The sequence below is a fragment of the Sulfurospirillum sp. MES genome (assembly GCF_000789415.1).
Taxonomy (GTDB): Bacteria; Campylobacterota; Campylobacteria; order Campylobacterales; family Sulfurospirillaceae; genus Sulfurospirillum; species Sulfurospirillum cavolei.
In genome coordinates this window covers 320,197-344,301 of the sequence record NZ_JSEC01000003.1, presented here as the reverse complement: position 1 = coordinate 344,301, position 24,105 = coordinate 320,197, and the positions used below count along the sequence as shown (strand labels likewise).

Here is a 24,105-nt window from a genome sequence, read left to right as displayed (position 1 = left end):
CATGCTGGAACTTCACGAGGGATCCTTACATGTCAAAAGTATTTTGGCTTCTTGGTACGATCAAATTAGCGATAAAAATTACGGTGCGTTCATTCCCTTTGTGGGCATCGTACGCGACGAAGACGGCATCGAGGGGCTTAGTTTTGATATTTACGAGCCGATTTTAAAGGGTTGGTTTGATGCGTGGCAAGAGAGGGCCAAAGCGCAAAACGCTTACTTGTTGATGGCGCATTCACGCGGAGACGTGCCCAATCACACCTCTTCTTACATCGCGGCGGTCGTCTCTCCCAAACGTAAAGTCGCCCTTTCGATGATCAACGATTTTGTGGAAGATTTCAAAGCCAACGCGCCTATTTGGAAGTACGATCTGATCGGCGGAAAGCGCATTTACGCCAAAGAGCGTTCGCACTTGCTTCAAGGACACGGTCTTTTAAAGGCGGACGCATGAATAACACGCATTTTCCCCCTTTTGACGAAACGCTTCAAGCGTTAGAGGCTTCGATCGATTGCGAGTTCGGGCGCGAAAATCTTTTTGTCGCGGATGCTTTAGGGCGCATCTTAGCCGTCGATATTGTCGCCAAAGAGAACAATCCAACCCATGAAACCGCTTCGATGGACGGCTATGCGATTCGATTCATCGATCAGCAATTGGGGAAATTGACGATCAGCGATTACGTTCCCGCCGGAGAAGAAGCGCGTAACGTCGTAACCAAAGGTCAATGCGTAAAAACCTTTACCGGAACGCTGATGAGCGAAGGAAGCGATACGCTAATTCCCATCGAAAACGTCGAAGTCGAAAACGACGCGATTCGCATCACTTCCGCCGTTTCCAAAGGTTTTGCGGTACGTCCTATCGGCGAGAATTACAAAGCGGGCGAAGTGCTCATCAAAAGAGGCACGAAGATCGGTTTTGCGCAAATCGGCGTAATGGCGGAACTTGGTATGGTGCAAGTCGAAGTCTTTATGCGTCCTCGTGTTGCCATTCTCTCCACCGGTAACGAAATTCTTGATTTTGGAGAGCCTAAAACCTCGCACGCACAGATACACAGCTCCAACCACGTCATCGTCGAAGCGATTTTAAAACAGATGCATTGCGAAACGATGCGTTTTAAACTGATCCGCGACGATCGCGCATTGATCGAACAACAGCTTCGCCAAGCATTGCGTTGGAGCGACATCGTCGTGACGACCGGCGGAGGAAGCGTGGGGGATTTTGATTATTTGCAAAGTATCTTGACCGATATGAAAACGCAAAACATCATCGACGGTTCGTACATGAAACCGGGACGTCATATCCGCGTCGTCAAAGCCGACCACAAATACATCTACGCGCTTCCCGGATTTCCTTACAGCGCATCGGTGTGTACGTTTTTATTTATCGCGCCTTTGCTTCGCAAGATGTGCGCACAAAACTTTGCACTGCCTACATGTAAGGCCTATATGGGCGAAGCTTACAAAAAACGCTCCAAATTTGTCGAATTTACCGCCTGCAATCTTCGCTTTTTTGAGGGACAACTCGTGGTTGACTTAGAAGGCAAAAAAGAGGGCAGTAGCGCTATCCTCAATAATCTTTTAGACAACCCCGTGCTTTTACGCGTCGAAAAGGACGTCCAAAAAATCGAAAAAGGCGAGACGGTGGATGTGGTGTTGCTGGACGTGTAAACGTCTGGCAACGCTTTTTTAGGTTACATGTAAAATACAGACAGAAATACCACTTTAAAGAAAGACAATCTGGGCTTAAATCTCATACAAAACACGTTGTAATTAAGCCAATTTAACATCAAAGAGAGGTCATGCAAATAGCCGTAGATATAACCTTACCTCATATTTTAAAGCTTATTTCGCAGATGAATCTCAATGAAATTGAGGAAGTGAAGAAGACGATTGTCAAGAAAGAGCTTTACTTTAAAAAATTTCAAAAAGATGATTTAGGTGACCTGATGGGTGATTTTCAAAAAGAGAATTATTCGGATGATTTTTTCAAAGACCTCGAAGACGGTTTGAAAAAAAGTTCCATTTACGATGCACGTTAAACCCTTGCGAGGTGATTTAGAAAATTATCTCAAAATACACACTCTTGCCAAAAAATATGAAAAAGCAAAAATGCTTTTTGAAAACAATCCTTTTCATCCTTCGTTAAATACTGAAATTTTAGAGCCAAAAGAGAGGCTTGTTTACTTGTTTCGGCTCAATAAAAAATACAGAGCTATTTTTATTGATGTCGATGTCGAAACAGTTGAAATTATGGCGTTGACAAACCATTATAAATAGCCGATGATGCACTTTTTTTCCCTTCAAAATGCACTTTCAACACTCTATCCTGTTCTCTCGGATATATCCCCTTTGCCTTTAAACGTTTGGGAGGAGGCAACATGTTATTTTAGCCTTAAAACGCTTCCTAAAGGAGCGCATCTGTTTGACATCGGCGACAAGGTGAAGGATTTTTATTTTTTGATTCAAGGTTTGGCGCGCTATTACTACATCAGCGAAAGCGGCAAAGAGTTCAACAAGTCGTTTGCCGAAAAAACGGGGCATCTTTTGAGCAGTATTTCTTCGGTTTCTATGAAAGACGAGGTCTCGCCTTTTGGCGTGGAGACGCTGAGTGAATTTACGGTGCTTTGCATCAGCTATGAAGACTTTCGTGCGCTTGGTGCGAAGCATCGCGAGTGGAATGACCTTATGCTTCGCATTTACGAGCGGCTGATCGTCAAAAAAGAGCGTAGGGAAGCAGATTTTTTGCTCTTAAGCGCGAAAGAGCGTTATCTCAAATTTCTTAACGACTACTCGATGATCGAGAGTGCGGTGGCGAATTATCATATCGCTTCGTATCTGGGCATCACGGAAGTTGCACTTTCTCGTATCCGAAAAGCGATGAAATTAACCTAAGTTAATGACAACGCCTCTTTTTAGCGGTATGATGGCGCATCTATTTTAGGAGTGCTACATGCATTGTAAAATTGCCGATATCAACGATATTGAAGGTATCTTTACCCTTCATTCCAAATACCAAATCGACACGATTTTAGAAGAAGACAAAAAAGACGGTTTTGTCACGACGGCGTTTAATAAAGAACAACTGGGCGAGATTATCGAACACGAACAAGGCATTTTTGTTGCGATTGAAGAGGGTGAAGTGATCGCTTACGTGATGTCCGCTTCATGGCAATATTGGTCGGCGTGGCCGATTTTTGCGCATATGATCGAAAACCTCCCCAATCTTTCGTATCTCGGACAAACCCTTAGCATTCACAACTCCTATCAATACGGTCCGGTGTGCGTCGACAAGCGCGTACGCGGCAGCGGCGTTTTGGAAAAGTTGTTTGATTTTGCGTTGGAGAGTATGCAAAAACGCTATGCGATTTTGGTAACGTTCATCAACAAGATTAACTCGCGTTCGTACGCGGCGCACACGCGAATGGGACTTGAGGTTATCTGCGAATTTTCGTTTAATGCAAACACCTACTACGAATTGGCTTACGACACGTCTAAAAGCGTTCACAAACGTTAAATAGGGTGCGTATCGACGTTCTTTTTGAAGATGTCTCTTGATGGAAGTATTGTCAAAAGATCGTTCAATGCACGTTTGAGCGAAGAAAACTTCGTCTCTCGTGCGGTTGTGAAAAAAGTCTTTTGAAAAAAATAACCATGCTACACGATAGCTAAAAAACTCGCATAAACGATACCGTAGCGGAGCAGTTTTGCGCAAAAAACAATAAGAAAAAATTTGATTTGAGAATAACGTGCAATACCGGCGACCAGCGTCAACGGATCGCCGATAACGGGCATCCATGAAAACCATAATGTCCAAAAGCCGTATTTGCCGAACAATGCATTTGCTTTATCGATCCACCGTTGGTTCATATAGTCTCTTTTTTGGGCAAGCCAAAGCATGTATTTTCCTAAGAGATAATTCGTGTAAGAACCTAACGTATTACCGACGGTTACGATGCATAAAAGAAGTATCGGCGAGTTTTTTTGTGTGAGCAGGTAAAGAAAAAATGCCTCGCTGCCGCCCGGCAAAAGCGTAGCGGAAGCGAAGGCAATGCTAAATAGCGAAAAATACGCCACCGGCGAGTTACGAAATAACGGCTTTGATGGTCTCCGCATCGGTCTCTTTCGAGTCGTATTTGACGATGAGGAGGTGTTCGCTTTCGTTTCGGTACCATTCGATGACGCCCTTAACGTGATTAAGGTGCATCATACGCGTTAAATCGATCGTATCGAAGGGCAAATAGAGGTTTTTATTGATGCTCGGATTTTTAAGCGTGGCGATGAGTACGAGCCAAAAGATACAGGCGATAAAGATGACCCATGCAATTTCCATAATACCGAAATGCTCTAAAAAGAAACCGCCGAAAACGCCGCCGATAAACGTTCCGGCGTAACCGAAGGTATTGAAAACGCCGAGTGCCGCACCTTTTTGATGAACTTTGGCGTATTTGCTTGCCATCGATTGCATCAACGGTTCGTGCATGTTAAAACCGATAAAAAAGATGACGACGCCGACGATAAACCACGAAGCGCTTTTCGCGTATCCCATCATGACGTAGCTGATCGCAAATAAAGCGATGCCGATCATGAGCATCTCTTTGGCTTTATGCTTTTTCTCTCCCATGATAGCCGAAGGTCCCATCGCTAAGACGCCGCAGATCATGGCGGGTAGGTAAACCATCCACAGTTCTTTCTTGACGAATCCGAACTCTTGAAGCATCAAAATAGGAATCACCATAAACGCAAGCGTCATCATGCCTTTTTGAAGCAAGTTGGTAATGTTCATTTTCATCAAATCTTTATCTTTTAAAATCTCTTTCAAATCCGTCTCGTCCGCACCGTAGTGGTGGACGATTTTCGGTGGATTGGGCACTTTGGTGTAAAGTACGATCATGGAAAAAACGGAAAGTGCGGCGGTAATAAAAAAGAGTTTATCGACGCCGTAATAGCCGCCGATCAACGAACCCGCCATCATGGAAATCGCAAAGCTTGCCGCAATCGTTCCGCCCATCAGCGCCATCGCATGACCGCGCACTTCTTCTTTGACCATATCGCTGATCATCGCCGTGCCGACCGCTCCGATCGCAGCAGCACCTTGTAAGAAGCGTCCGAACATTAACATGTAGATATGTTCGGAAAAACCGCAGATCAACGAGCCGATCAGAAAAATGACCAAGCCGATAAAAATCGTGATTTTTCGTCCGAGCTTGTCGGACATAATACCGAAAGGAATTTGTAAGAGCATTTGCGTCGCGGCGTATCCGCCGATGGTGATACCGACTAAAAGTTCGCTGGAACCCTCCAAATGCAGTGCGTAAACGGAAAGGACGGGAAGAACGATAAAAAGACCTAAAAAACGAAGTGAAATAATCAAATTTAAAGGCATGAGCGTTTTGAACATCGGTGAAAAAATCCTCGTAATAGTTTTGTGACATATTCTACACTCCCTAAACTTTGAAAATTCTATGAGGTTTAAAGCAGTTTAAGAAGCTTCTTTTATGTTATAATTTTTCACGTCATTTCAAAGGATGCATTATGGAACTCAATATTTCTCATATTTTAGGTTTTCTTGGATGCGTGTCGGCTTATTTTATTTCGCTCTATTACGTCGGGTTGAACCACTGGATCGTTATGGAACACAATAAAATTTACGACGAGTTTGATGCGATTAAAAAAGAGTTGGCGGGACTCAAGAAATCTGCCTAAATCAAGAGGCGATACGCCTCTTTTCACCGGATATGTATGCGCTATTATTTTTCTTTCCTCGTTTGTTGCGTGTTTGTGTTGAGCGGTTGTGCTCCCAAAACGGCTCCTACGCCCCAAGACCAAGCTTTCGTCGATTCTTTAGAGGGTAGCAACGCCCGCTTTGAAGCGTTGAGTCAAAATGAAAACTTCGATCAGCTTTTAGAGCTTTTTAAAGAGAACTGCAAAGCTCCTTTGACGAAAAAAGTCTATGCAAACGTCTGCCGTCAAGCCAACGACGTTCAAGATGCCAAAAGTTTCTTCAAGCACTCTTTTACCTTGAAAAAAGTCGAACCCAACGAACAACGTTCCATGTTGACGGGGTATTACGAGCCTCTCTTGCACGGCAGTTTAAAAAAAACAGAACGTTATAAATATCCCGTTTACGGCAAACCGAAAGATTTGGTCATGATTGTCGGCGAAAACGACAAAAAGATGCGCGGACGCTCCGTTAAAGGAAAGATGCTTCCGTATTACACGCGCGAAGAGATCGGCAAACGTAAACTTAATGCCGAAATTTTATGCTATGTTGACGATAAAATCGATCTATACGTGATGGAGATTCAAGGCTCGGGGCGCGTTGAACTCGAAGACGGACGGGTTATTTTCATCGGTTACGCCGATACCAACGGACATCCGTACAAATCGTTGGGACGAGAGATGATCAACCGCGGCATTTTCGCCAGCGTGGACGAAGTCTCGATGCAGGCGATGAAAGCGTGGTTATTGGCGCATCCTACGCAAATCGATACGCTTTTAAATACGAACCCCAGCTACGTTTTTTTCCGTCGAATGGAACAACGCGCTACGGGAAGTTTAGGATTGGTTTTAACGCCGGAGCGTTCGGTGGCGGTAGATAGAAGCTACATTCCCTTGGGTTCGCTCTTGGCGATTCAAAGTCGCTCCGAAACGTACGACGTCGATCGCTTCGTTTTTGCGCAAGATACGGGCGGTGCGATTAAAGGGCCTAACCGAGCCGATATGTTTATGGGGTATGGACAAAGGGCGGAGTATGTCGCGGGACAGTTAAAAGCTCCGCTTGAAGTGTGGATTATGGAACCCAAGTTTTAAACTAAAAAAAGGTACACTAAACCTAGAGTAACCCTCCATCAAAGCGGTTGATTTTCGCCGTGAATGAAGATAACCGCGCTTTGAAATGAGGATAACGGAGTAAGGTTTGAGAATTATTTTAGCAACGTCCAACCAAGGCAAAGTAAGAGAGTTTCAAGCATGGATCGGTGAGCACGAAGTGCTTGCGTACAGCGACGTCATAGAGCCTTTCGAGATCGAAGAGACGGGATTGAGCTTTAAAGAAAACGCGCTTATTAAAGCACGCGCGGTGTATGAGCGGCTGGGCGATAAAAATGTTTTGGTGTTGAGCGACGACAGCGGTATTAGCGTACCTGCTTTGGGAGGGATTCCCGGTATTTACAGTGCGCGTTTTGCCGGAGCAAATGCCGGAGCGCAAGAGAATTTACACAAATTGATTCAAACGCTCAAAGACAACGCGCTTACCAAAACGCCCGCTTTTTATACGGCGGCGATTGCGCTCGTGTGTGCCAAAGGCGAGTTTTGCGTGCATGGATGGATGCACGGCGAAGCGATAGCTGGGGCACGCGGCAATAACGGCTTTGGATACGATCCGATGTTCATACCCGAAGGTTACGAGCAAACGTTAGGCGAACTAGACGAGAGCGTGAAAAAAGCCTTTTCGCACCGAGCGCGAGCACTTGAACTCGCGCACATCGTACTGAAAAGCTTGAAATAAAAACGTAATCAAAACAGATTACAATGTAAATCAGGCTTTTTTGATAATGGCTATGAGACAATAGCTCTTATTAAAGAAGCCTCATAATGAACTCCAAAAGGAAAATCATGGCAACCGTTTTAATTATCGGAGCAGGCGGCGTGAGCCGCGTGGTTACTAAAAAATGTGCAATGAACAGCGATGTGTTTTCACATATCGTCTTAGCGAGCCGTACCAAATCCAAGTGCGATCAGATCGCTCAAGAGATCAAAGAGTCTTTACATGTAAACATCGAAACGGCTGCGATTGATGCGGACGATGTGGATGCGTTGGTGGCTCTCATCGAGAAAGTAAAGCCAGCTTTGGTGCTTAACATCGCTCTTCCGTACCAAGACCTTACCATCATGGATGCGTGCGTTAAAACCAAAGTGCCTTACCTAGACACCGCAAACTACGAGCATCCGGACCTTGCAAAATTTGAGTACAAAGAGCAATGGGCACGAGATAAAGCGTTTAAAGACGCGGGCATTATGGCACTTTTGGGCAGTGGATTTGATCCGGGCGTGACGAATGTGTTTTGCGCGTATGCACAACAGTATCTTTTTGAGAGCATCGAGAGCATCGATATTTTGGATTGTAATGCGGGCGATCACGGTTATGCGTTTGCAACCAACTTCAATCCCGAAATTAACCTTCGCGAAGTGAGTTCCAAAGGGCGTTACTGGGAAGAGGGCAAATGGATCGAAACCGAGCCGATGGCGATTAAAATGGTCTGGGATTACCCTGAAGTGGGCGCAAAAGACAGCTATTTGCTTTACCACGAAGAGCTAGAATCTTTGTGTCAAAACATCAAAGGCTTAAAGCGCATTCGTTTCTTTATGACGTTTGGTCAAAGTTACCTCACGCATATGAAATGTTTAGAAAACGTCGGTATGCTCAGAATCGATGAGGTCGAACACAAAGGCATGAAAATCGTCCCGATGGAATTTCTCAAAACCTTACTTCCCGACCCCGCAAGTTTGGGTCCTCGAACGGTCGGCTTTACGAATATCGGTTGCGTGATCGAAGGACTTAAAGAGGGAAAAAAACGCAAAGTCTATATCTACAACGTCTGCGATCACCAAGCATGCTACCGTGAAACGGGTGCGCAAGCGGTCAGCTACACTACGGGTGTGCCCGCGATGATCGGCGCAAAAATGATGTTAGAGGGCAAGTGGAGCGGACGTGGTGTGTTCAACATGGAACAATTCGACGCCAAGCCTTTTATGGACGAGCTTAACGTTCAGGGGCTTCCGTGGAAAATCATCGAAATGAAACCTGAAGAGACTTACGAAGTCAAATAAAACACTCTATCCAGAAACCTTACATGTAAGGTTTTTGGTCTCTTTCTTTTCTGCCGAATAAAGGATCGACATGTCACGAAAAGCAAAAATTCTCTGGACGACCGATAACAAAGAAACCGCGATGCATATGGTGTGTCTTTATGCGCACAACGCCCTCGTAAAAGGCTGGATGGACGAAGTGGAGGTGCTCGTTTGGGGTGCTTCGCAACGCTTGATCGCCGAAGATGCCGAGGTGCGAGCCAAGGTCGAAGCGATGGTAAAAGAGGGCGTTAAAGTGGTTGCGTGCCTGAAATGCGCCGATACGATGAGCGTTACCTCGTCTTTGGAAAGTTGCGGCGTGAACGTGTACTATACGGGCGAACTCTTAAGCGCGTGGATTCATTCCGGCGAAACCGTCGTGAGCGTATGATGGCTCAAACGATTTTGATCACCGGCTGTTCGAGCGGTATCGGCTATACGTGCGCACACGGACTCAAAAAACTCGGTTACGACGTTTTTGCGACGTGCCGCAAAGAAGAGGACGTCGCTCGCTTGAAAAAGGAAGGACTGAACGCATTTAGGCTTGATTTGTGTGACTCGCAGAGTTTACATGTAGCCCTTGCGTGGATGCTCTCTCTTACGAACGGTCGCATCGACGTGCTTTTCAACAATGCCGCGTACGGGCAACCCGGTGCCGTGGAAGATTTGAGACGTGAGGTTTTACGAGAACAGTTTGAAACCAACGTTTTCGGTACGCTGGAGCTGAGCAACCTCGTTTTGCCGTACATGCGCGCGCAAAAAAGCGGTCGCATCGTCTTTAATAGTTCCATTTTGGGTTTTGCGGCGATGAGCTATCGAGGGGCGTACAACGCTTCCAAATTTGCGATCGAAGGCTTTGCGGATACGATGCGTCTGGAGCTGAAAGGTAGCGGCGTGGAAGTTGTGCTCATTGAACCAGGACCCATTCGAAGTGCTTTTCGCAAAAACGCTTTAGCCAAATTTTTACGCAACATCGACCAAGAACGCTCCGCCCACAAAGACATTTACGCTAAAACGCTAAAGCGTCTTCAAAAAACGGGCGATGCGCCTTTTACGTTGGGTGCGGAGGCGGTTTTAAAAGTTTTGGTGTGCGCCGTCGAATCCAAACACCCCAAAGCACGCTACGGCGTAACGTTTCCTACAAAACTTTTTGCACTACTCAAACGCATCTTACCTACCTGCATGATGGACGTTATCGCGCGTAAAGCGGGAGAGTAAAAGCCTTTTTGAGGCTTTTACGTTAGGTTCTAAATTTACTTAAAATCGCGTTGAGTTTTTCGGTGAGATCGTTGAGGTGCTCGCTGGCTCCTGCGATCTCTTCGACGCTTCGCGTATTTTGGTTGGCGAGCGTGTTAATCTCTTCGATTTTGACGACGATAGTGTCGATTTGCTCTCCGGTGCGGATGTAGTCGTTGACCGTTTTTTCGTTAAGGCGGGTTGCCGTATTCATACGCTCGACCGTTTGGTTTATTTTGGCTTCGACGTCGTTCGCGACGCGGTTGAGTTCTTGGATCTCTTTGGAGTTGCGATTCATCTGTTCGCTACTGTCGTTAATGGCTTGAACGATGACGTTAATCGTCGCATTAATCTCCAAAAGGCTTTTTTGCGTTCGCTCGGCGAGTTTTCGCACTTCATCGGCAACGACGGCAAAGCCACGTCCGTGTTCGCCCGCGCGTGCGGCTTCGATGGCGGCGTTCAGTGCTAAAAGATTGGTTTGATCGGCAATGTCGCTGATAACGGTTAAAATGCTTTTGACTTGTTCGGCGTCATTGCTTAATTGTTGAATTTTGTTTGCGAGATCCATTTCGGTCGCTGCGCTGTTCTCCACGCGATCTCCCAAGTCTTGGATAAAACCGCGTGCGGTTTGGAGTTCAAGGTTGGCTTTGACGATCTCTTCTTTGGAGGTTTTCGCTTCATCGACGGAAGTAACGATCTCTTTTTTGGTCGCACTTGACATGTCGGTTGCTTGGGCGATAATCAGCGAAGATTCTTCGACGCGTTTGCCGACTTGTAAGGTCGTTGCGGAGAGTTCGTGCGCGATGGAGGCGTTTTCGCTGCTCGTATTTTTAGCAAGCGCGATGGTAGAGCGTACTTTTTCGATGAAACGGTTGATTTCCAAAGAAGCCTCTCCGATTTCGTCGCGGTGTTTGACTTCGAGTTGTTTGGTCAAATCGCCGTCCCCCGAAGCCAAGTTATTGGCGGTCGTTTTGAGGTTCACGAGCGGTTTGGCGATCAAAGAGTTGATAAGAAAATAGATGCACACGATCGCTATTAATGCCGTTAAGCTACCAAGAACGATCGTATCGGAGATCATGGAGTGGATGTTGGCGTTGATTTTATCGCTTTTATGTGCGATATGTGTATCGATATGTCCGATGTAAACACCCGAAACCAATATCCAATCCCACTCTTTATAGTACCTAGCGTACGTGAGTTTGGGTTCGTCTTTTTGGGTTTCCGGATTCATAAAATTATACGTGATAAATGCTCCGTCTTTCGATCCCGTCGCTCCATCGATGATCTGCTTCCTAAAAGGTCGCCCTTGGGAATCTTTCCCGTCAATCGGAATCTCTTTGCCGATCCAGTCGTGATTGATACCGTGAAATGCGTAGCTATAGCCTTTATCGGTTTTTTGAATACCGTAAAAATAGCCGTCTCCCGCATAGCGAAGTTCTTGCAATAGTTTGACGGCTTGTGCTTGAAAAGAAGCTTTTATATCCGAAGCGTAGTCGCCCGTTCCGATAACGATGTCAAGCGGCTCGTAATAAAAATTGTACGAAAGTTTGGGTTCGTCTTTTTTGCTGAGCGGATGAGGCCAGATAAAACGCGTGACGCCGTTTCCTTCTTTTGCCGCCTTAATGAGGTCTTTGATAACGAAATTGCCCTCTTTGTCTTTCATCTCGATCAAGTTTTTTCCGACTAAGGCTTTGTTGATCGGGTGAACGACGTTAATGCCCTCGGTCGTATAAGCGTAAAAATAGCCTACATCGTTGTTGTAGCGATACCCCTCGATGAGGCTTAAGAGCATCGTGCGAAGCTCTTCTTTGGAAAGCTTGTCACGATTGTTTTTGTACATGTCGTCTAAAATTTTTTTAAATCTTAATGCATCGGCTTTGATTTTTACGGCAATCTGTTCTTGCGAAGACGAGGCTTTGTAAAAGGCGTCGATCGCCTTTTCCGCCATCATCGTGTAGGCTTTAAGTTCGTTTCTATTGGTCTCTAAGATCAATTCTTGCTCGTCGGCGACTTGAACTTTTGCTAATGCGTTGGACTTGTAAATCGTGACGCATAGGGAACTTGCCACGACAAAAAAAATCCCCGCGATGAAAAGCATTAGCGTTTTGACTCGAATACTTAAAGCATTCATTACATTTCCTTCTTTTTAATATCGGTATTTCTAATAACGTAATTGTGCCAAAAGTTTACTCTAAAAAATATATAGGGCTTTATTAAGAGGAAAAATGTTACATTAAATTAAGTTATTTTGGGAGAAGCGCCGTGGAAAAACAAAGCAAAATAGAAACGATTATGAAACAGATTCAAACCCCCGCATACGTCTGTGAAGAGGCACTTTTAGAGCAAAACTTAAAGCTTTTAAAAGAGGTAAGCGAGCGTTCGGATGCGACGATTTTACTTGCTCTTAAAGGCTTTGCATTTAAAGCACTTGCCCCGTTGGTAGACCGATACCTTAGCGGCTGTACATGTAGCGGATTGCATGAAGCTAAATTTGCCAAAGAATTTTTCAAAGGTTCGGTGTGTACGTATTCGCCCGCGTACAAAGAAGCAGATATCGACGAGGTCGTCGCTTTAAGCGATCATCTGATTTTTAACTCGTTTAATCAATGGGAAAAATACAAACACAAAGCCATCGGTAAAACCAGTTGTGGTCTAAGACTCAACCCTGAGGTCTCTTCCTCTCCTGTGGACTTATACAATCCTTGCGGGCTTTATAGCCGTTTGGGCATCACCAAAGAAAACATGGAGTACGATAAATTAGAGGGCATCGAAGGGCTCCATTTTCACGCGCTGTGCGAACAAGACGCGAGTGCTTTAGAAGAGGTCTTAAAAGGGTTTGAAGCGCGCTTTGGCGACTTAATACCGCGCATGAAATGGGTCAATTTCGGCGGTGGGCATCACATCACGCGTGAAGGGTACGATGTGGAAAAACTCATCGCGCTGATTCAAGATTTTAGAGAGCGTTACAACGGCATTACGGTTTATTTGGAGCCGGGCGAAGCGGTGGGTTGGCAAACAGGCCCGCTCGTGGCAAGTGTTTTAGACATCGTGCACAACGGCATCGACATCGCTATTTTAGATATTTCCGCCGAAGCGCATATGCCCGACACCCTTGCGATGCCTTATCGCGCACAAATTCGAGGTGCGGGAGAGGTCGGCGAAAAACCTTACATGTACCGTCTTGGAGGCCCTACCTGTTTAGCGGGTGACATCATGGGCGATTACAGTTTTGACGCACCGCTTAAGATCGGCGATAAGCTGATTTTTGAAGATATGATCCACTATACGATTGTGAAAAATACGACCTTTAACGGCGTCAAACTTCCCGATCTTGCCGTGCTTCATAAAGACGGACGCTACGAAGTGACGAGTCGGTTCGGGTACGACGAGTACGCAAGACGCAATTAACGCGCCTTACGCCATTGTTGGCTTTGTTTGAGGGCGACGTGGGAAAGTGCGTCGAAAAGAAGCGTGATGCCAAGAGAGGTGGCGACGATCAAGCTTGCCATGGCCGCGGCGGAGCTGATGTCTCCCGCGTCGTCCATATTTAAAACCGCGACCGATGCGAGCGTCGTGGAGGGTGCATAGAGAAAAACGACTGCGGAAACCGTGGTCATCGCATTGACGAAAAAGTAACGCGCGATGTGCAAAATAGAAGGCGTCGCGATCGGGACGATGACTTTGAAAAACGTTTCGTAGCAGGCAACACCCATCGACTCGGCGACGTCTTCAAATTCGTCGTCGATTTGTTTGATCGTCGTCGTTGCAGTGATAAAGCTTGCGGTAAAAAAGTGTGCGACCGTACACACGACCAAAATGCCCATCGTTTGATACAACGCGTTTAAGGGATTGTCGGGGTGGTTGAAAAAAAAGATATACCCAAGCCCCAAGACCAAGCCCGGAACTGCCATAGGAAGCAGAGCCAAAAGCTTTAAAAATGCGCGTAAGTGCGGGAAAACCTTTCCGCGTTCGACAACATACGCGGTCGTAAAAACCGCAATCGTTCCGAGCAAAGCACTCCAAAATGCCAAAGAAAGACTGTTAAAGTACGAATCCCAACCGCCGCCGTCCATCGACGAAAAGTCGTAATGTTTGAGAACGAGGCTGAGATCGTAAGGCCAAAATTTAACGAACGAAGCAAAGAACGAAACGCCTAAGACGATGAGAAAAAACAGGGCGATTACAAGGGCAAAAATCAACATCGCGGTATCGAAAATCGGAGCTTTTTGGGGCACGTAAAGAACGAATTTCGAGCCTAAAACCGCCTTTTGTTTGCGTTGCACGAAGCTATCTACGATAAACGTAACGACGGAAGGAACGAGCAGTAAAACGCCGACGGTCGCCCCGAGCGCAAAGTTTTGCTGACCGATGACATGTTTGTAGATTTCCGTCGCCAAAACGTTAAAATCGCCGCCGATAACTTTAGGAACGCCAAAGTCGGTAACGACGAGCGTAAAACTCACCAAAGTTGCCGAAACGAGCGCGTATTTGAGTGCGGGAAGCGTGATCGTAAAAAATTTTTTCAAACTGCTCGCACCCATACTTTGTGCCGCTTCGTAAAGCCGTGCGTCGGAGAGCGAAAGCGCGCTTAAAAAGATCATCACGATATGCGGAAAAACGTAAAAACATTCGCCCAAGACGATGCCCCACGCCCCGTAAATCGTACTGCCGCCCATCCACGGTTTGAAAAAGCCTTGGTGTCCGAAAAGATACACGAACGAAATGGCGGGAAGCAAGGACGGAGCGAGCAAAGGCAAAAACGCGACATAGCGAAAGAAAGGTTTCAACGGCATGCGCGAACGCATCAGCGCATAGGCAAAACCAAATGCCGAGGGTACGACGATCAGCGTGCTGGTTAAAGCGACGAAAAGGGAATTGCGAATGAGGCGTAAGGATTTTTCTTGCGAAAGGTAGTCGATGAAATTGTCTAAAAAGACAAATCGATGCGCCGCATCAAAAAAGCTTTGCGCCAAAATCTGAACCAGAGGCGCTAAAATCATCACGCACAAGCCAAGCGTCAGCAAAAGCGTGAGCGCGCTTAAAACCAAACGGTTGGAGTCTTCCCAAACGCTACGCATGCGTCGGCTCTAGAAAATAGCGAATATCTTTAGGGGCGATCGCCAATTTGATCGGGCTTTGTTCACGAATCGCGTCGCGCAGTAAAAGCTTGTGCGGCAGATCGAGCAGTAAAACGTTTTCCAATAAACCGTTAATCGATACGAAAAGCCGACAAAAGCTCCCTAAAAACGTCATCTTAAGCACGATACCTTCGATGATATTTTCCGCTTCGGCGTCGTAGAGTTTAATGTCTTCGGGACGAATCAGCAGTTTTGCGGCTTGATCTTCAACGGGTAGGGCGTTTTCTTCCAGATGCACGCTAAACGAAAGCTTACCGACGCTAAAAAGATTTTCGCCTCGATAAAGGGCATTGAGAAGATTGATTTTACCGATAAAATCTGCTACGAAGAGCGTTTTGGGATGGCGGTAAATCTCTAAAGGCGTTCCGATTTGCTCAATTACGCCGTGGTTCATCACGACGATTTTGTCGGCAATGCTTAACGCTTCTTCTTGATCGTGCGTGACCATGATCGTCGTAATGCCGAGGGTTTTTTGCAGTTCCCGAATCTCTTGTCGCAGGTGTTCGCGCACCCGTGCGTCTAATGCCGAAAGCGGCTCGTCTAGCAACAACAACGAGGGTTTGGTCGCGATGGCTCTGGCAAAAGCAACGCGCTGTTGTTGTCCGCCGCTGAGTTCGCTGGGGTATTTCTCTTCGCTACCGCTTAGTCCCACCAACGCCAAAAGCTCTTTGACGCGCTTTTTCGTCTCCTTTTTTTCCATCCCTTTTTCTCGCAATCCGTATCCGATGTTTTTCGCGACGGTGAGGTTGGGAAAGAGGGCATAGCTTTGAAAGACGATGCCGTAGTCGCGTTTGGAAGGCGGAAGCTGCGTCACGGTTTTGCCGTATTGGACGATTTCGCCCTCATCGCAACTCTCGAGTCCCGCGATAATGCGAAGCAGCGTTGTTTTACCGCAACCGGAAGGGCCTAAAAAGCAGACCAATTCACCTTTTTTAACTTCTAAATGAATCGCTTCTAAAGCGCGGAAGGTTTCAAAGCGTTTGGAAACATTGTAAATGGTAAGAGCCGTCGTATCGGACACGTTTTTTCCTTACGCATCGGGGAAAAATTCCCCGTTAGCGTCTGTTATTTTTTGGGTTCGGATTTGGATTCGTAGCGTTTAGACCACTCTTTGAGAATGCTCTCTCTGTTTTTTGCCGACCATGCAAAGTCGTTGTCGATCAGCATCGAAGCGTAGTTGGAAGGGATAAATTCAATCGGTTTGGAAAGCCCTTGATACGCGACGACGGCAAAGTTTTCGGCGTAAAGTTTGTTCGCGTCTTCTCCCGTTGCCCAATCGACGAAGGTTTTAGCCGTTTTGAGGTTTTTCGTTCCTTTCATGATCGCCGTGGCTTCCAAATCCCAGCCTAAGCCCTCTTTGGGGAAAACGACGGCAATCGGCGCGCCCTCTTTTTTAGACTTGGCGGCACGGTATTCGAAGCTGATACCGATGGGAAATTCGCCCGATGCCGCCATTTTGCACGGTTTGGAACCCGAATGGGTGTACTGACCGATATTGTCGTGGAGTTTGTCCATATACTCCCAGCCTTTTTGTTCGCCGAAGATTTTAAGCCAAGCGGTAACGTCTAGAAAGCCCGTGCCCGAACTTGCGGGATTGGGCATAACGATTTTGCCTTTATAAACGGGGTTCGTTAAATCTTCCCAACTCGTAGGAATCGGTAGGTTTTGTTTTTTAGCTTCGACTTCGTTGACGCAGATCGCACTGCCCCACACGTCGTTGCCGACCCATGCCGGAGGTGTTTTCGTGTCTTTGAATTTGGCGTCGATGTGTTTGAGTGCCGCGGGTGCGTACGGCTCAAGCATACCGTTTTGCTCTAAGAGTACCAAACTGGTCGCGGCGGTTCCCCAGACGACGTCGGCTTGAGGATTTTCTTTTTCGGCAAGGAGTTTAGCGGTGATGATACCCGTGGAATCACGTACGATTTTGACTTCGATGTCGGGTTGCGCTTTTTTGAAAGCTTCTAAATAGGGCTTAACTTGATCAGACTCCAACGCGGTGTAAACCGTGATGCTCTCTTTTGCCGCGAACATGTGCGTCGCCAACATTAAACCCGTCACTGCCAAAATACTTTTTTTGAGTACCATCGTTTCCCCTTTGGGTATAAATTATCGTAGCGACATCCTAACGCGAGATCGCCACAATTTGGTTACCGTAACCGTTTGGTAACGATAGCCCTGCTTGTTTGAAAAAGAATGTAACTGTAAATGACGTTTGTCACGATAAGTCCGACAAATACGACCGTGCGCTCGTGCTCATACCATGCAACATGTAAGAAAAAAAGATTGGCGACGAAGATCAAGGCGTAGTGTAAAAAGCTGACGTCTTGAGGGGAGAGGGCGCGGTAACTTTTGTACGCTTGCGCGATGCCGCCGATGAGGTTGAACGAGCCGAGCAAGGCTACGGCAAACACGCCCAAATCTTTTTTGGAAAAAGCGACGCGACGCGCGTGTTTGTAGATGTATGCAAAGGTGAGCGTGTGTAAACCAAGCTCCAAGATTTTCGCCGTACCGATCGTGCTTTTTGCCCACGCGATGTAGCTCAAAAGCGTGATAAACGTGACGAGATAGCCGTTTAAGGCGATCCCGTCGCTTTGTTTGGTGCGAAAGATTTTGTAGAGTTGCGCAAAGTATGCTAAAAAAACGAAACTAAAGCCGATCTCTAGGGCATAAGGAATTACCAAAAAATAGCCTCTTGTACCGCTTTGAGCAAGCGCGTAATGTCTTCGGGAAAAACGTGACCGATCGTGCCGATGCGAAAACTTTCGACATGTGAGACTTTCCCGGGGTAAATCACGAAGCCTTTTGCTTTGAGGCGCGCGTAAAAGGTCTGAAAGTCGTACGAAGCGCTCTTAGGACTGTAAAAACTCGTAATAATAGGACTTTGCAAGGCTTTCTCCACCACGCATTCAAAGCCCAAGGCTTCCATACCTTCGACCAAAAGGCGTTGATTGGTGCGGTAACGCTCATATCGCGCCGCGACGCCGCCTTCGTCTTCAAGTTCGCACAAAGCTTCGGCAAAAGCGCGCACGACGTGGGTCGGCGACGTAAAACGCCATTTGCCGCCGCCGTTTTCCATTGTCGCGTATTGTTCGTACGCATCAAGGCTCAAAGAGCGTGCATTGCCCTGACATGTCGCTAAGGTCGTCTTTTTAAAGAGCATAAAGCCAAATCCCGGAACCCCTTGAATGCACTTGTTGGAGCTTGAGATCAGCACGTCGGCGTCCAACGCGTCAAGGTCGATTTCGATGCCGCCGAAACTGCTCATCGCATCGACGATCAACAGTTTGCGGTGCGCTTTAACGATGTGCGCGATCTCGACAATGGGGTTTAAAATGCCCGTCGTCGTTTCGCAATGCACCACGGCGACGGCACGGATGGACGGATCGTTGCAAAGCAGGTGTTCAAGGGCTTCGAGCGAAAACGTCGTCGTCTCTTCAACGTTACATGTAAGGCACGGAATTTTGGCGTACGAAGCGATTTGCGCGATGCGTTCGCCGTACGCGCCGTTGGTTAAGACCAGCACTTTCGCGTCGATCGGCGGAAGGAGCGTCGTCACTGCGGACTCGACGCTAAACGTGCCGCTTCCTTGCATCAATACGGCGGTATAAGCACCGCTTTTGGACGCCAAAGCGACCAAACGGGAGCGAATCTCCTGCACGACGTCGTTGTACTCCTTGTCCCACGTACACCAATCTTTCAGTAAAGCCGCGCGAACACGTTTACTCGTGCTTAAAGGACCGGGCGTTAAAAGAAGGTAAGGGTTGTCCGGTATGAGTGTCGGATCGATCGTATTTAGGCATGAATGCGGCATGGTTTTTCTCCGTTTTTGATCTTTTCTTCGATGCGTTCAAGAACCTCCAACGCGTCCCAAATACCGTCGATGACGTAGTGCGCTCCGGCATTTTCCAGCTTCTCTTTCGCTTGGCGGCGTTTTTCGTCCAAAACGGATTTGGGAAGGTGTTCGTACGCGTCGTGCGAGATGCCCGTTTCGTTGCCGCTTAACGCCACGCCGATGCTCCAACAGCCCGCGTTTAAGCCCTCACGTATATCGCTTAAGGTGTCGCCGATTTTCACGATGGAACTTAACGGATAGATTTCCAATTCGATGGCATTTTTGTAGATCATAAAAGGGTGCGGACGCCCGGGAAGATAAGCCGATGGGCTCACGTAACAATCCGGTTTGTAACCGTGTTTTGCCGCTTCGCGCGTCACGACGTCCATCATCGAAGCGGTATAGCCCGTCGTAGAACCAAGCTTTATCGAGCGTTTTTTCAACGTTTCGGCAAACGCCACCGCACCTTTGATCGGCACGCTATGGCTTGCCAAAACGTCAAAAAGTGCCGGTTCAAAATATGCGTAAATCGCTCGCGCGTCCTTTTCGTCCGGAAAGCGTCCAAACTGCTCCGAAAAACGCTCTTTCGTCAACTCTAAAATCGCTTGGGTATGGTCAAATTTGAGCATTCCCATAAACGTCCGAATCTCTTCAAAACTCACGCTAAACCCGAAACGATCGAACGCTTCGGCAAACGCCGCAACCGGAGAGAGCGACCCGAAATCTACCGTCGTCCCCGCCCAATCGCAAATAACCCCTTGAATCCCTGATTTCATAAAAACCCCTTCGCTGTTTTAGCGAATCGTAGTACGAAAGAGTTTCCAGACGGTTACATGTAAGCGTATCAATGCATAATTTTATGCGGTTTAGTAGGTTGTGGAAAATGCTTACATGTCAAAGAAAAGTTTCAAACTTTTCTTTGACATGTGTGTAAAAAATTATGCGATGACTTGTTGGGTAGCGGCTATTTTTTTATCGGCATATAAAACTACATCTTTGATAACGAGCTTTTGAATAGCCGAGATAAAAGTATTCATGGTTGCATAATCGGGTTGGTTGTTTTTGATTGGAAGTGTCATCTTATCTTTTTGAATTTTTTTATTGCTTATACTGTCTCCCCAAGAGTATTTATGTCCTAAGCTTTTATTGATGCACGTTGCTAAATATAGCTGGTTTAATTTGCTTTTTTTCTCTTCATTTTTGAGATATAAAATTAAATTGTGACTATCGTTTGAATAAAAATCTTTTTCTTGATATGTAACAACAAAAGTCTTTCCTCCAATAAAAATACAATCTCCTCTATCAAGATATTTTTTATCATAGGATATGTAAGAACTTACCGCGTTATTTTCACTGCTCGCACACAAATAGGGAGTTTCTCCACTATTTTCAACAATATCTCTTGATAAAATATTTCCAGAATTTTTTACGTTAAATACATCAATGACATTAAATTCTTCAAATTTAACATTCTCAAAATTCTTTAAAACCTTCTGTTCTTCAGCTGTCAAAGTCGTATTTATTAGCCCTGTTGCTAATAAATACGCTTCAAGCTCCGCTAGGCGCTCCGCTTCAAGCTCCGCTATAAAATTTTCCATAAAATCAAAATCTATTTTTCCATTTTTGATAGGAAGTTGGATTTTAGTTTTATCCATCGCTTCACGATTAAATTTATTCCCATAGTCATACTGTTTTGAAGTTGAAACTCTACATGCAACGATTATTACACTTGCAATAGCTTTATTGAAAGGCTCAAACTTAGGAACTAAGTGTTGTATATGTGAATATCCAATAAAATCGTTTGCTTGATAAAACATTGTGTCTGCTCCCAATGTTGTATCAGAGCATGTGATTGTATTACCTTTATTGTTTGCTTCTAAATTAGAAAAACCCATGACTCCATTATCAGTTGAAGAATTTGAAATTAATGGAACTTTTCCATTTTCAGATAATATTTCTTCGTTTTGAAGCCTATAATATTTTGTAGGGTTTATCTCAAATAAATCACCTAGCTTAAACTCACCCCACTTAACGTTTTTTAGTTTCTCGTTAAGTGGGGAAGCTACTTTCCCGAGTCACCTCGTTGTTTGAGAATCATTGAGACTTCCCACGCCAAATAGTCACTGACGGTTTTTTTAAAATCTTCCAGCGTAGGCTTTGTATCTATAGTGGGATTAAAGTTCCAATCCGCTCCGTTTTGAGGGTCAATCACTCCTTCATAATACTCTTTACATGTAAAGATATTGAGTTTGCTTTTTCCAAAACGAACGAGATTTACTACTTCTTCGTAACGCTCTTTGGCTCTGTCGGTATCTTTGAGGTTATTGCTCGCTTTTTTGCGGTTGGTTCGTGTGTAGCCGTCATTGGAAAAGTCGATAAACTTGACCATCTCGTCTTTATGGTGTTTTTCGTTTACTTTAAATACATACACATTGGTTTGTACGCTTGATTTGCCGATAAAGATGTCTATCGGCATTTTGATACTAGCGATAAGCGTGTGCTTTTCTAAAATGCGTTTGTTGTACTCTTTGGCTTTTCCAGAACCTGCTGAATTTTGGATGATGATAGCGGCATAGCCTTTGTTCATCATGCTTAACGCACGTTCCACAAAGTTCATACCGTTTCCGCTTGCCGAATAAGGCGGATTGAGGACAAACGCATCGGCGGGAAAGGTAGCATCTGTTTTGCCAAAACCATACTTGCCGTCAAAGTCACTCAAGGAGTCTTTATTTAAGATATTTGAGCTTCCATCGCCCATCAAAATCATATTGAGAATGGCTAACATGTAAACACTTGAAAGTAACTCTAGTCCTAAAAGTTGCTCGGCTTTGATGTGAATCTCTTTTTGAGAGAGCTCTTCAGGTGACGTGATAGTGTTTTTAGCATCGTTTAGCATTTCATTCATCGCCGCAACTAAAAGACCGGCTGAGCCTGTGGCAAAATCCCAGACAAAGGAGTCTTTATTGACTCTGGCTAATTTTACGAGGAGTGTTGCGACGTAAGAAGGCGTTAGCACTACGTCATTGAGTTTGTCTTGCGTAAAACCAAGCCAACCGTACATTTCGTTAAAAAGTTTTCCCGTGAAATCCGTGGTTAAGCCTATCTTGTAGTAGATGCCCAAATCATCGACTATTTTTGTAAAAACCCTTTTAAGTTGGCTTTCACCGTTTTCAACTTTGTTGATATTCTCTGTTAGAAGCGTGTTTTGTAAGGTTCTAATAATAAGCTCTTTTTTCTCTTCGGGTAGCTTTTTCTCACTCAAAAACGCTTTGATTTTTCGGACAATGATTTCACCGTCGGTATTACCTTCCTCGATTGAAGATTTTAAATCGGATTTTTCAAGTGGCGTAACTTTTCCGGGAATTCCTAGTGTCGCAATAATAGAAGCGGCAACAAGATAAACACGGTCGTTTTCGCCCAAGCCTTTTTCTTTTTGGTAAATATCGTTATTGAGCTTTACCAAACTAATGTCTATCTCTTTTTCGCGTTGTTCTTTGAGTTGATCGAGTTCTTCTTGCGATAGACTCAAAGTTTTTACTTGTTTGATAAACGCATCGAAATTTTCTTTTTTCAAAAATGAAAAATCTGAGAAATCTCCAACTTTTTGTCCCACACCAAAATTGGATTTTGAAACGTAATAGACACCGATTTGATGATGGATTTTCCCGTTAGTTTCGTCTTTATAACCTGTCATACCAATAGCGATAATGTCCGTGTAGCTCGTATGATGAAGTAGAGCGTTTGCGTAATGTACTGCACCGTTTACGGCAAAGGAGTTGATATTTTTAAAATGGGGTTCGTTTTTAGCTGTTTTATTTTCAATTTGTTTGTTGGTATCAAGTTTTTCGAGTTTGCCTTTATAGCCTTTGTACTCAATGAGGATAGGGTAATAATCTAAATTTTTATCTTGCAAGAGTAGTTTTGCATCGGGGCGATTTGCCCCTGTTCCGCCGTTTTTCGTAAAATAATCGGAAAGGGCTTTGTCTATTTCGCTGTTTAGCGACTCTTGTTCTAATTTATAATCTAATTTGTAAGACTTTAGCCAGCCGTTAGCCAGATCTGCAATATTTGGTTCTATCGATTGTGCCATTTTTGAATTCCTATATATTTTTTAATAGTTGATTTACTTCGATGTTTATTTGATTGACCGCAAATATTTTTTTACCCAAATCTTTCAAACTTGCACCGAAATGATACACGGTTTCATCGCAGATGAGAAACCTGTCATGAAAGTTTTTGGTAGTTTGGACGGTTAAATTGTTATATTGTTTGTTGTATTTTTCAATATCTAATTGGAGTTGTTTGGAGATATTTGCCGTATAAATGGTAAATTTTATCGTTTTGTTTTTTGAAAAGAGTGTCAAGATAGACTCATCGATGTAGTTATCTATGAGAGTGATTGCTGTTTTGGCACTTTTAATGAGGTCGGATAAAAAGACGTATGCGTCAAATATCTGCCCGTTAAAAAAGATACCTTGTTTAATTTCAAGTGAGCGGTTTTGAATATGCGATTTGATGGTAGCTATATCCTTCTCAAGAGCTGATAATCGCTGTTCTGTCATTTTATGCGAATTGAGCGCATAGCCGTTTTGGATATATTGTTTGAGTACGGATGTTGCCCATTGTCGAAATTTGGTCGCTTTTTTTGAATTGACACGGTATCCAAGAGAAATAATCATATCGAGGTTATAAAATTCGACATCTCTTTTAACGTCTCGCTCCCCTTCTTTTTGAACTATCGCAAATTTTGCGACAGTTGAAGGTTTGGCGAGCTCATTCTCATTAAAAATATTGTTGATATGTTTACCGATGGTTTTGACATCTTTCCCAAATAAATCAGATATTTGATTTCTATTTAGCCATACCGTTTCTTCATCGACGGAAACGTTTAATTCTATTTCGCCATCACTGTAGACAACCATATGAGACTGATGATTCATCGTAAGCTCTCTTGTTTTTTGTTTTTGATGATTCGATTTTTTGTAACACGGTATATTCCTTAAATGAGCATTACGATTGTACCGATTTGGTACTTAAGTTCTCTATGCAATGATGTTT

25 protein-coding genes are annotated in these 24,105 nt (G+C 45.0%); 13 read left to right on the top strand and 12 right to left on the bottom strand.

Annotated elements, in window-relative coordinates; translation table 11 throughout:
• Position 1: 1 nt before the first annotated feature.
• The 6 genes from OA34_RS07460 (at position 2) to OA34_RS07435 (ending at position 3,508) form a co-directional block, all read left to right on the top strand.
• Positions 2-448 (top strand): molybdopterin synthase catalytic subunit, encoded by a 447-nt coding sequence (locus OA34_RS07460; RefSeq protein ID WP_039673926.1) that lies wholly within the window; start codon positions 2-4, stop codon positions 446-448.
• A complete protein-coding gene (locus tag OA34_RS07455) occupies positions 445-1,662 on the top strand; it encodes a molybdopterin molybdotransferase MoeA (protein WP_039673924.1) in 1,218 nt (405 codons plus the stop codon). Before OA34_RS07460 ends, OA34_RS07455 begins: the two co-directional genes overlap by 4 nt.
• 131 nt (positions 1,663-1,793) lie before the next feature.
• On the top strand, positions 1,794-2,033 hold the full coding sequence (locus OA34_RS07450) for a hypothetical protein (protein WP_039673922.1): 240 nt from the start codon (positions 1,794-1,796) through the stop codon (positions 2,031-2,033).
• Positions 2,023-2,271: a hypothetical protein gene (locus tag OA34_RS07445; RefSeq protein WP_039673920.1), complete on the top strand. Its 249-nt coding sequence runs from the start codon at positions 2,023-2,025 to the stop codon at positions 2,269-2,271. Before OA34_RS07450 ends, OA34_RS07445 begins: the two co-directional genes overlap by 11 nt.
• Before the next feature lie 6 nt (positions 2,272-2,277).
• Positions 2,278-2,886, top strand: coding sequence for a Crp/Fnr family transcriptional regulator (locus tag OA34_RS07440; RefSeq protein WP_039674048.1), 609 nt, complete (start codon positions 2,278-2,280; stop codon positions 2,884-2,886).
• Positions 2,887-2,944: 58 nt separating this feature from the next.
• Positions 2,945-3,508 (top strand): GNAT family N-acetyltransferase, encoded by a 564-nt coding sequence (locus tag OA34_RS07435; protein ID WP_039673918.1) that lies wholly within the window; start codon positions 2,945-2,947, stop codon positions 3,506-3,508.
• 140 nt (positions 3,509-3,648) lie between these two features.
• Here OA34_RS07435 and OA34_RS07430 read toward each other — a convergent pair whose 3' ends face one another.
• Together OA34_RS07430 and OA34_RS07425 are read right to left on the bottom strand one after the other, a co-directional pair.
• On the bottom strand, positions 3,649-4,107 hold the full coding sequence (locus tag OA34_RS07430) for a YqaA family protein (protein WP_254377227.1): 459 nt from the start codon (positions 4,105-4,107) through the stop codon (positions 3,649-3,651).
• On the bottom strand, positions 4,076-5,392 hold the full coding sequence (locus OA34_RS07425; protein WP_039673916.1) for an MFS transporter: 1,317 nt from the start codon (positions 5,390-5,392) through the stop codon (positions 4,076-4,078). Before OA34_RS07425 ends, OA34_RS07430 begins: the two co-directional genes overlap by 32 nt.
• A 134-nt stretch (positions 5,393-5,526) precedes the next feature.
• Between OA34_RS07425 and OA34_RS13670 the strand changes: the two genes are divergently transcribed.
• From OA34_RS13670 to OA34_RS07400, 6 genes are all read left to right on the top strand, one after another.
• Entirely contained in the window at positions 5,527-5,697 is a 171-nt protein-coding gene (locus tag OA34_RS13670) for a hypothetical protein (protein WP_173636947.1), read from the top strand.
• Between the two features lie 36 nt (positions 5,698-5,733).
• Complete coding sequence (gene mltA / locus OA34_RS07420; RefSeq protein WP_039673914.1) at positions 5,734-6,804, top strand: murein transglycosylase A; 1,071 nt, start codon at positions 5,734-5,736, stop codon at positions 6,802-6,804.
• Positions 6,805-6,910: 106 nt separating this feature from the next.
• A complete protein-coding gene (locus tag OA34_RS07415) occupies positions 6,911-7,501 on the top strand; it encodes a non-canonical purine NTP pyrophosphatase (RefSeq protein ID WP_039673912.1) in 591 nt (196 codons plus the stop codon).
• A gap of 107 nt (positions 7,502-7,608) precedes the next feature.
• Entirely contained in the window at positions 7,609-8,823 is a 1,215-nt protein-coding gene (locus OA34_RS07410; protein WP_039673910.1) for a saccharopine dehydrogenase family protein, read from the top strand.
• 70 nt (positions 8,824-8,893) lie between these two features.
• Entirely contained in the window at positions 8,894-9,232 is a 339-nt protein-coding gene (locus OA34_RS07405; protein ID WP_039673908.1) for a hypothetical protein, read from the top strand.
• Entirely contained in the window at positions 9,232-10,059 is an 828-nt protein-coding gene (locus OA34_RS07400; protein WP_286682911.1) for an SDR family NAD(P)-dependent oxidoreductase, read from the top strand. The genes OA34_RS07405 and OA34_RS07400 overlap by 1 nt, the downstream gene beginning before the upstream one ends.
• 22 nt (positions 10,060-10,081) lie before the next feature.
• Here the strand turns inward: OA34_RS07400 and OA34_RS07395 are convergent, their stop codons facing one another.
• Positions 10,082-12,208 carry a methyl-accepting chemotaxis protein gene (locus OA34_RS07395; RefSeq protein ID WP_039673905.1) on the bottom strand — a complete coding sequence of 709 codons (2,127 nt, stop codon included), beginning with the start codon at positions 12,206-12,208 and terminating at the stop codon, positions 10,082-10,084.
• Positions 12,209-12,357: 149 nt separating this feature from the next.
• On the opposite strand from OA34_RS07395, the gene nspC reads away from it, so the two are divergent.
• Complete coding sequence (gene nspC, locus OA34_RS07390) at positions 12,358-13,485, top strand: carboxynorspermidine decarboxylase (RefSeq protein WP_286682914.1); 1,128 nt, start codon at positions 12,358-12,360, stop codon at positions 13,483-13,485.
• On the opposite strand, the gene OA34_RS07385 is transcribed toward nspC, so the two are convergent.
• The 9 genes from OA34_RS07385 to OA34_RS07345 form a co-directional block, all read right to left on the bottom strand.
• A complete protein-coding gene (locus tag OA34_RS07385; RefSeq protein WP_039673903.1) occupies positions 13,482-15,155 on the bottom strand; it encodes a putative 2-aminoethylphosphonate ABC transporter permease subunit in 1,674 nt (557 codons plus the stop codon). The two genes, nspC and OA34_RS07385, sit on opposite strands and share 4 nt — an antisense overlap.
• Positions 15,148-16,236, bottom strand: coding sequence for a putative 2-aminoethylphosphonate ABC transporter ATP-binding protein (locus OA34_RS07380; protein WP_039673901.1), 1,089 nt, complete (start codon positions 16,234-16,236; stop codon positions 15,148-15,150). The genes OA34_RS07385 and OA34_RS07380 overlap by 8 nt, the downstream gene beginning before the upstream one ends.
• Before the next feature lie 44 nt (positions 16,237-16,280).
• Positions 16,281-17,300 carry a putative 2-aminoethylphosphonate ABC transporter substrate-binding protein gene (locus OA34_RS07375; protein ID WP_039673900.1) on the bottom strand — a complete coding sequence of 340 codons (1,020 nt, stop codon included), beginning with the start codon at positions 17,298-17,300 and terminating at the stop codon, positions 16,281-16,283.
• Between the two features lie 62 nt (positions 17,301-17,362).
• Positions 17,363-17,896 (bottom strand): hypothetical protein, encoded by a 534-nt coding sequence (locus OA34_RS07370; RefSeq protein ID WP_039673898.1) that lies wholly within the window; start codon positions 17,894-17,896, stop codon positions 17,363-17,365.
• Complete coding sequence (phnW, locus tag OA34_RS07365) at positions 17,890-19,026, bottom strand: 2-aminoethylphosphonate--pyruvate transaminase (RefSeq protein ID WP_286682910.1); 1,137 nt, start codon at positions 19,024-19,026, stop codon at positions 17,890-17,892. The genes OA34_RS07370 and phnW overlap by 7 nt, the downstream gene beginning before the upstream one ends.
• Positions 19,008-19,823, bottom strand: a complete 816-nt coding sequence (phnX, locus tag OA34_RS07360; protein WP_039673896.1) for a phosphonoacetaldehyde hydrolase — start codon at positions 19,821-19,823, stop codon at positions 19,008-19,010. The genes phnW and phnX overlap by 19 nt, the downstream gene beginning before the upstream one ends.
• A gap of 162 nt (positions 19,824-19,985) precedes the next feature.
• On the bottom strand, positions 19,986-21,041 hold the full coding sequence (locus OA34_RS07355) for a restriction endonuclease subunit S (protein ID WP_039673894.1): 1,056 nt from the start codon (positions 21,039-21,041) through the stop codon (positions 19,986-19,988).
• Positions 21,042-21,109: 68 nt separating this feature from the next.
• Positions 21,110-23,137 (bottom strand): HsdM family class I SAM-dependent methyltransferase, encoded by a 2,028-nt coding sequence (locus tag OA34_RS07350; RefSeq protein WP_039673892.1) that lies wholly within the window; start codon positions 23,135-23,137, stop codon positions 21,110-21,112.
• Positions 23,138-23,147: 10 nt separating this feature from the next.
• Positions 23,148-23,987, bottom strand: a complete 840-nt coding sequence (locus OA34_RS07345) for a virulence RhuM family protein (protein WP_039673891.1) — start codon at positions 23,985-23,987, stop codon at positions 23,148-23,150.
• Positions 23,988-24,105: the final 118 nt, after the last annotated feature.

Coding starts and splice junctions, on each gene's coding strand:
- OA34_RS07460 (WP_039673926.1), top strand. CDS start 2: ATGCTGGAACTTCACGAGGGATCCTTACATGTCAAAAGTATTTTGGCT.
- OA34_RS07455 (WP_039673924.1), top strand. CDS start 445: ATGAATAACACGCATTTTCCCCCTTTTGACGAAACGCTTCAAGCGTTA.
- OA34_RS07450 (WP_039673922.1), top strand. CDS start 1,794: ATGCAAATAGCCGTAGATATAACCTTACCTCATATTTTAAAGCTTATT.
- OA34_RS07445 (WP_039673920.1), top strand. CDS start 2,023: ATGCACGTTAAACCCTTGCGAGGTGATTTAGAAAATTATCTCAAAATA.
- OA34_RS07440 (WP_039674048.1), top strand. CDS start 2,278: ATGCACTTTTTTTCCCTTCAAAATGCACTTTCAACACTCTATCCTGTT.
- OA34_RS07435 (WP_039673918.1), top strand. CDS start 2,945: ATGCATTGTAAAATTGCCGATATCAACGATATTGAAGGTATCTTTACC.
- OA34_RS07430 (WP_254377227.1), bottom strand. CDS start 4,107: ATGCGGAGACCATCAAAGCCGTTATTTCGTAACTCGCCGGTGGCGTAT.
- OA34_RS07425 (WP_039673916.1), bottom strand. CDS start 5,392: ATGTTCAAAACGCTCATGCCTTTAAATTTGATTATTTCACTTCGTTTT.
- OA34_RS13670 (WP_173636947.1), top strand. CDS start 5,527: ATGGAACTCAATATTTCTCATATTTTAGGTTTTCTTGGATGCGTGTCG.
- mltA (WP_039673914.1), top strand. CDS start 5,734: ATGCGCTATTATTTTTCTTTCCTCGTTTGTTGCGTGTTTGTGTTGAGC.
- OA34_RS07410 (WP_039673910.1), top strand. CDS start 7,609: ATGGCAACCGTTTTAATTATCGGAGCAGGCGGCGTGAGCCGCGTGGTT.
- OA34_RS07405 (WP_039673908.1), top strand. CDS start 8,894: ATGTCACGAAAAGCAAAAATTCTCTGGACGACCGATAACAAAGAAACC.
- OA34_RS07400 (WP_286682911.1), top strand. CDS start 9,232: ATGGCTCAAACGATTTTGATCACCGGCTGTTCGAGCGGTATCGGCTAT.
- OA34_RS07395 (WP_039673905.1), bottom strand. CDS start 12,208: ATGAATGCTTTAAGTATTCGAGTCAAAACGCTAATGCTTTTCATCGCG.
- OA34_RS07385 (WP_039673903.1), bottom strand. CDS start 15,155: ATGCGTAGCGTTTGGGAAGACTCCAACCGTTTGGTTTTAAGCGCGCTC.
- OA34_RS07375 (WP_039673900.1), bottom strand. CDS start 17,300: ATGGTACTCAAAAAAAGTATTTTGGCAGTGACGGGTTTAATGTTGGCG.
- phnW (WP_286682910.1), bottom strand. CDS start 19,026: ATGCCGCATTCATGCCTAAATACGATCGATCCGACACTCATACCGGAC.
- phnX (WP_039673896.1), bottom strand. CDS start 19,823: ATGAAATCAGGGATTCAAGGGGTTATTTGCGATTGGGCGGGGACGACG.
- OA34_RS07350 (WP_039673892.1), bottom strand. CDS start 23,137: ATGGCACAATCGATAGAACCAAATATTGCAGATCTGGCTAACGGCTGG.
- OA34_RS07345 (WP_039673891.1), bottom strand. CDS start 23,987: ATGAATCATCAGTCTCATATGGTTGTCTACAGTGATGGCGAAATAGAA.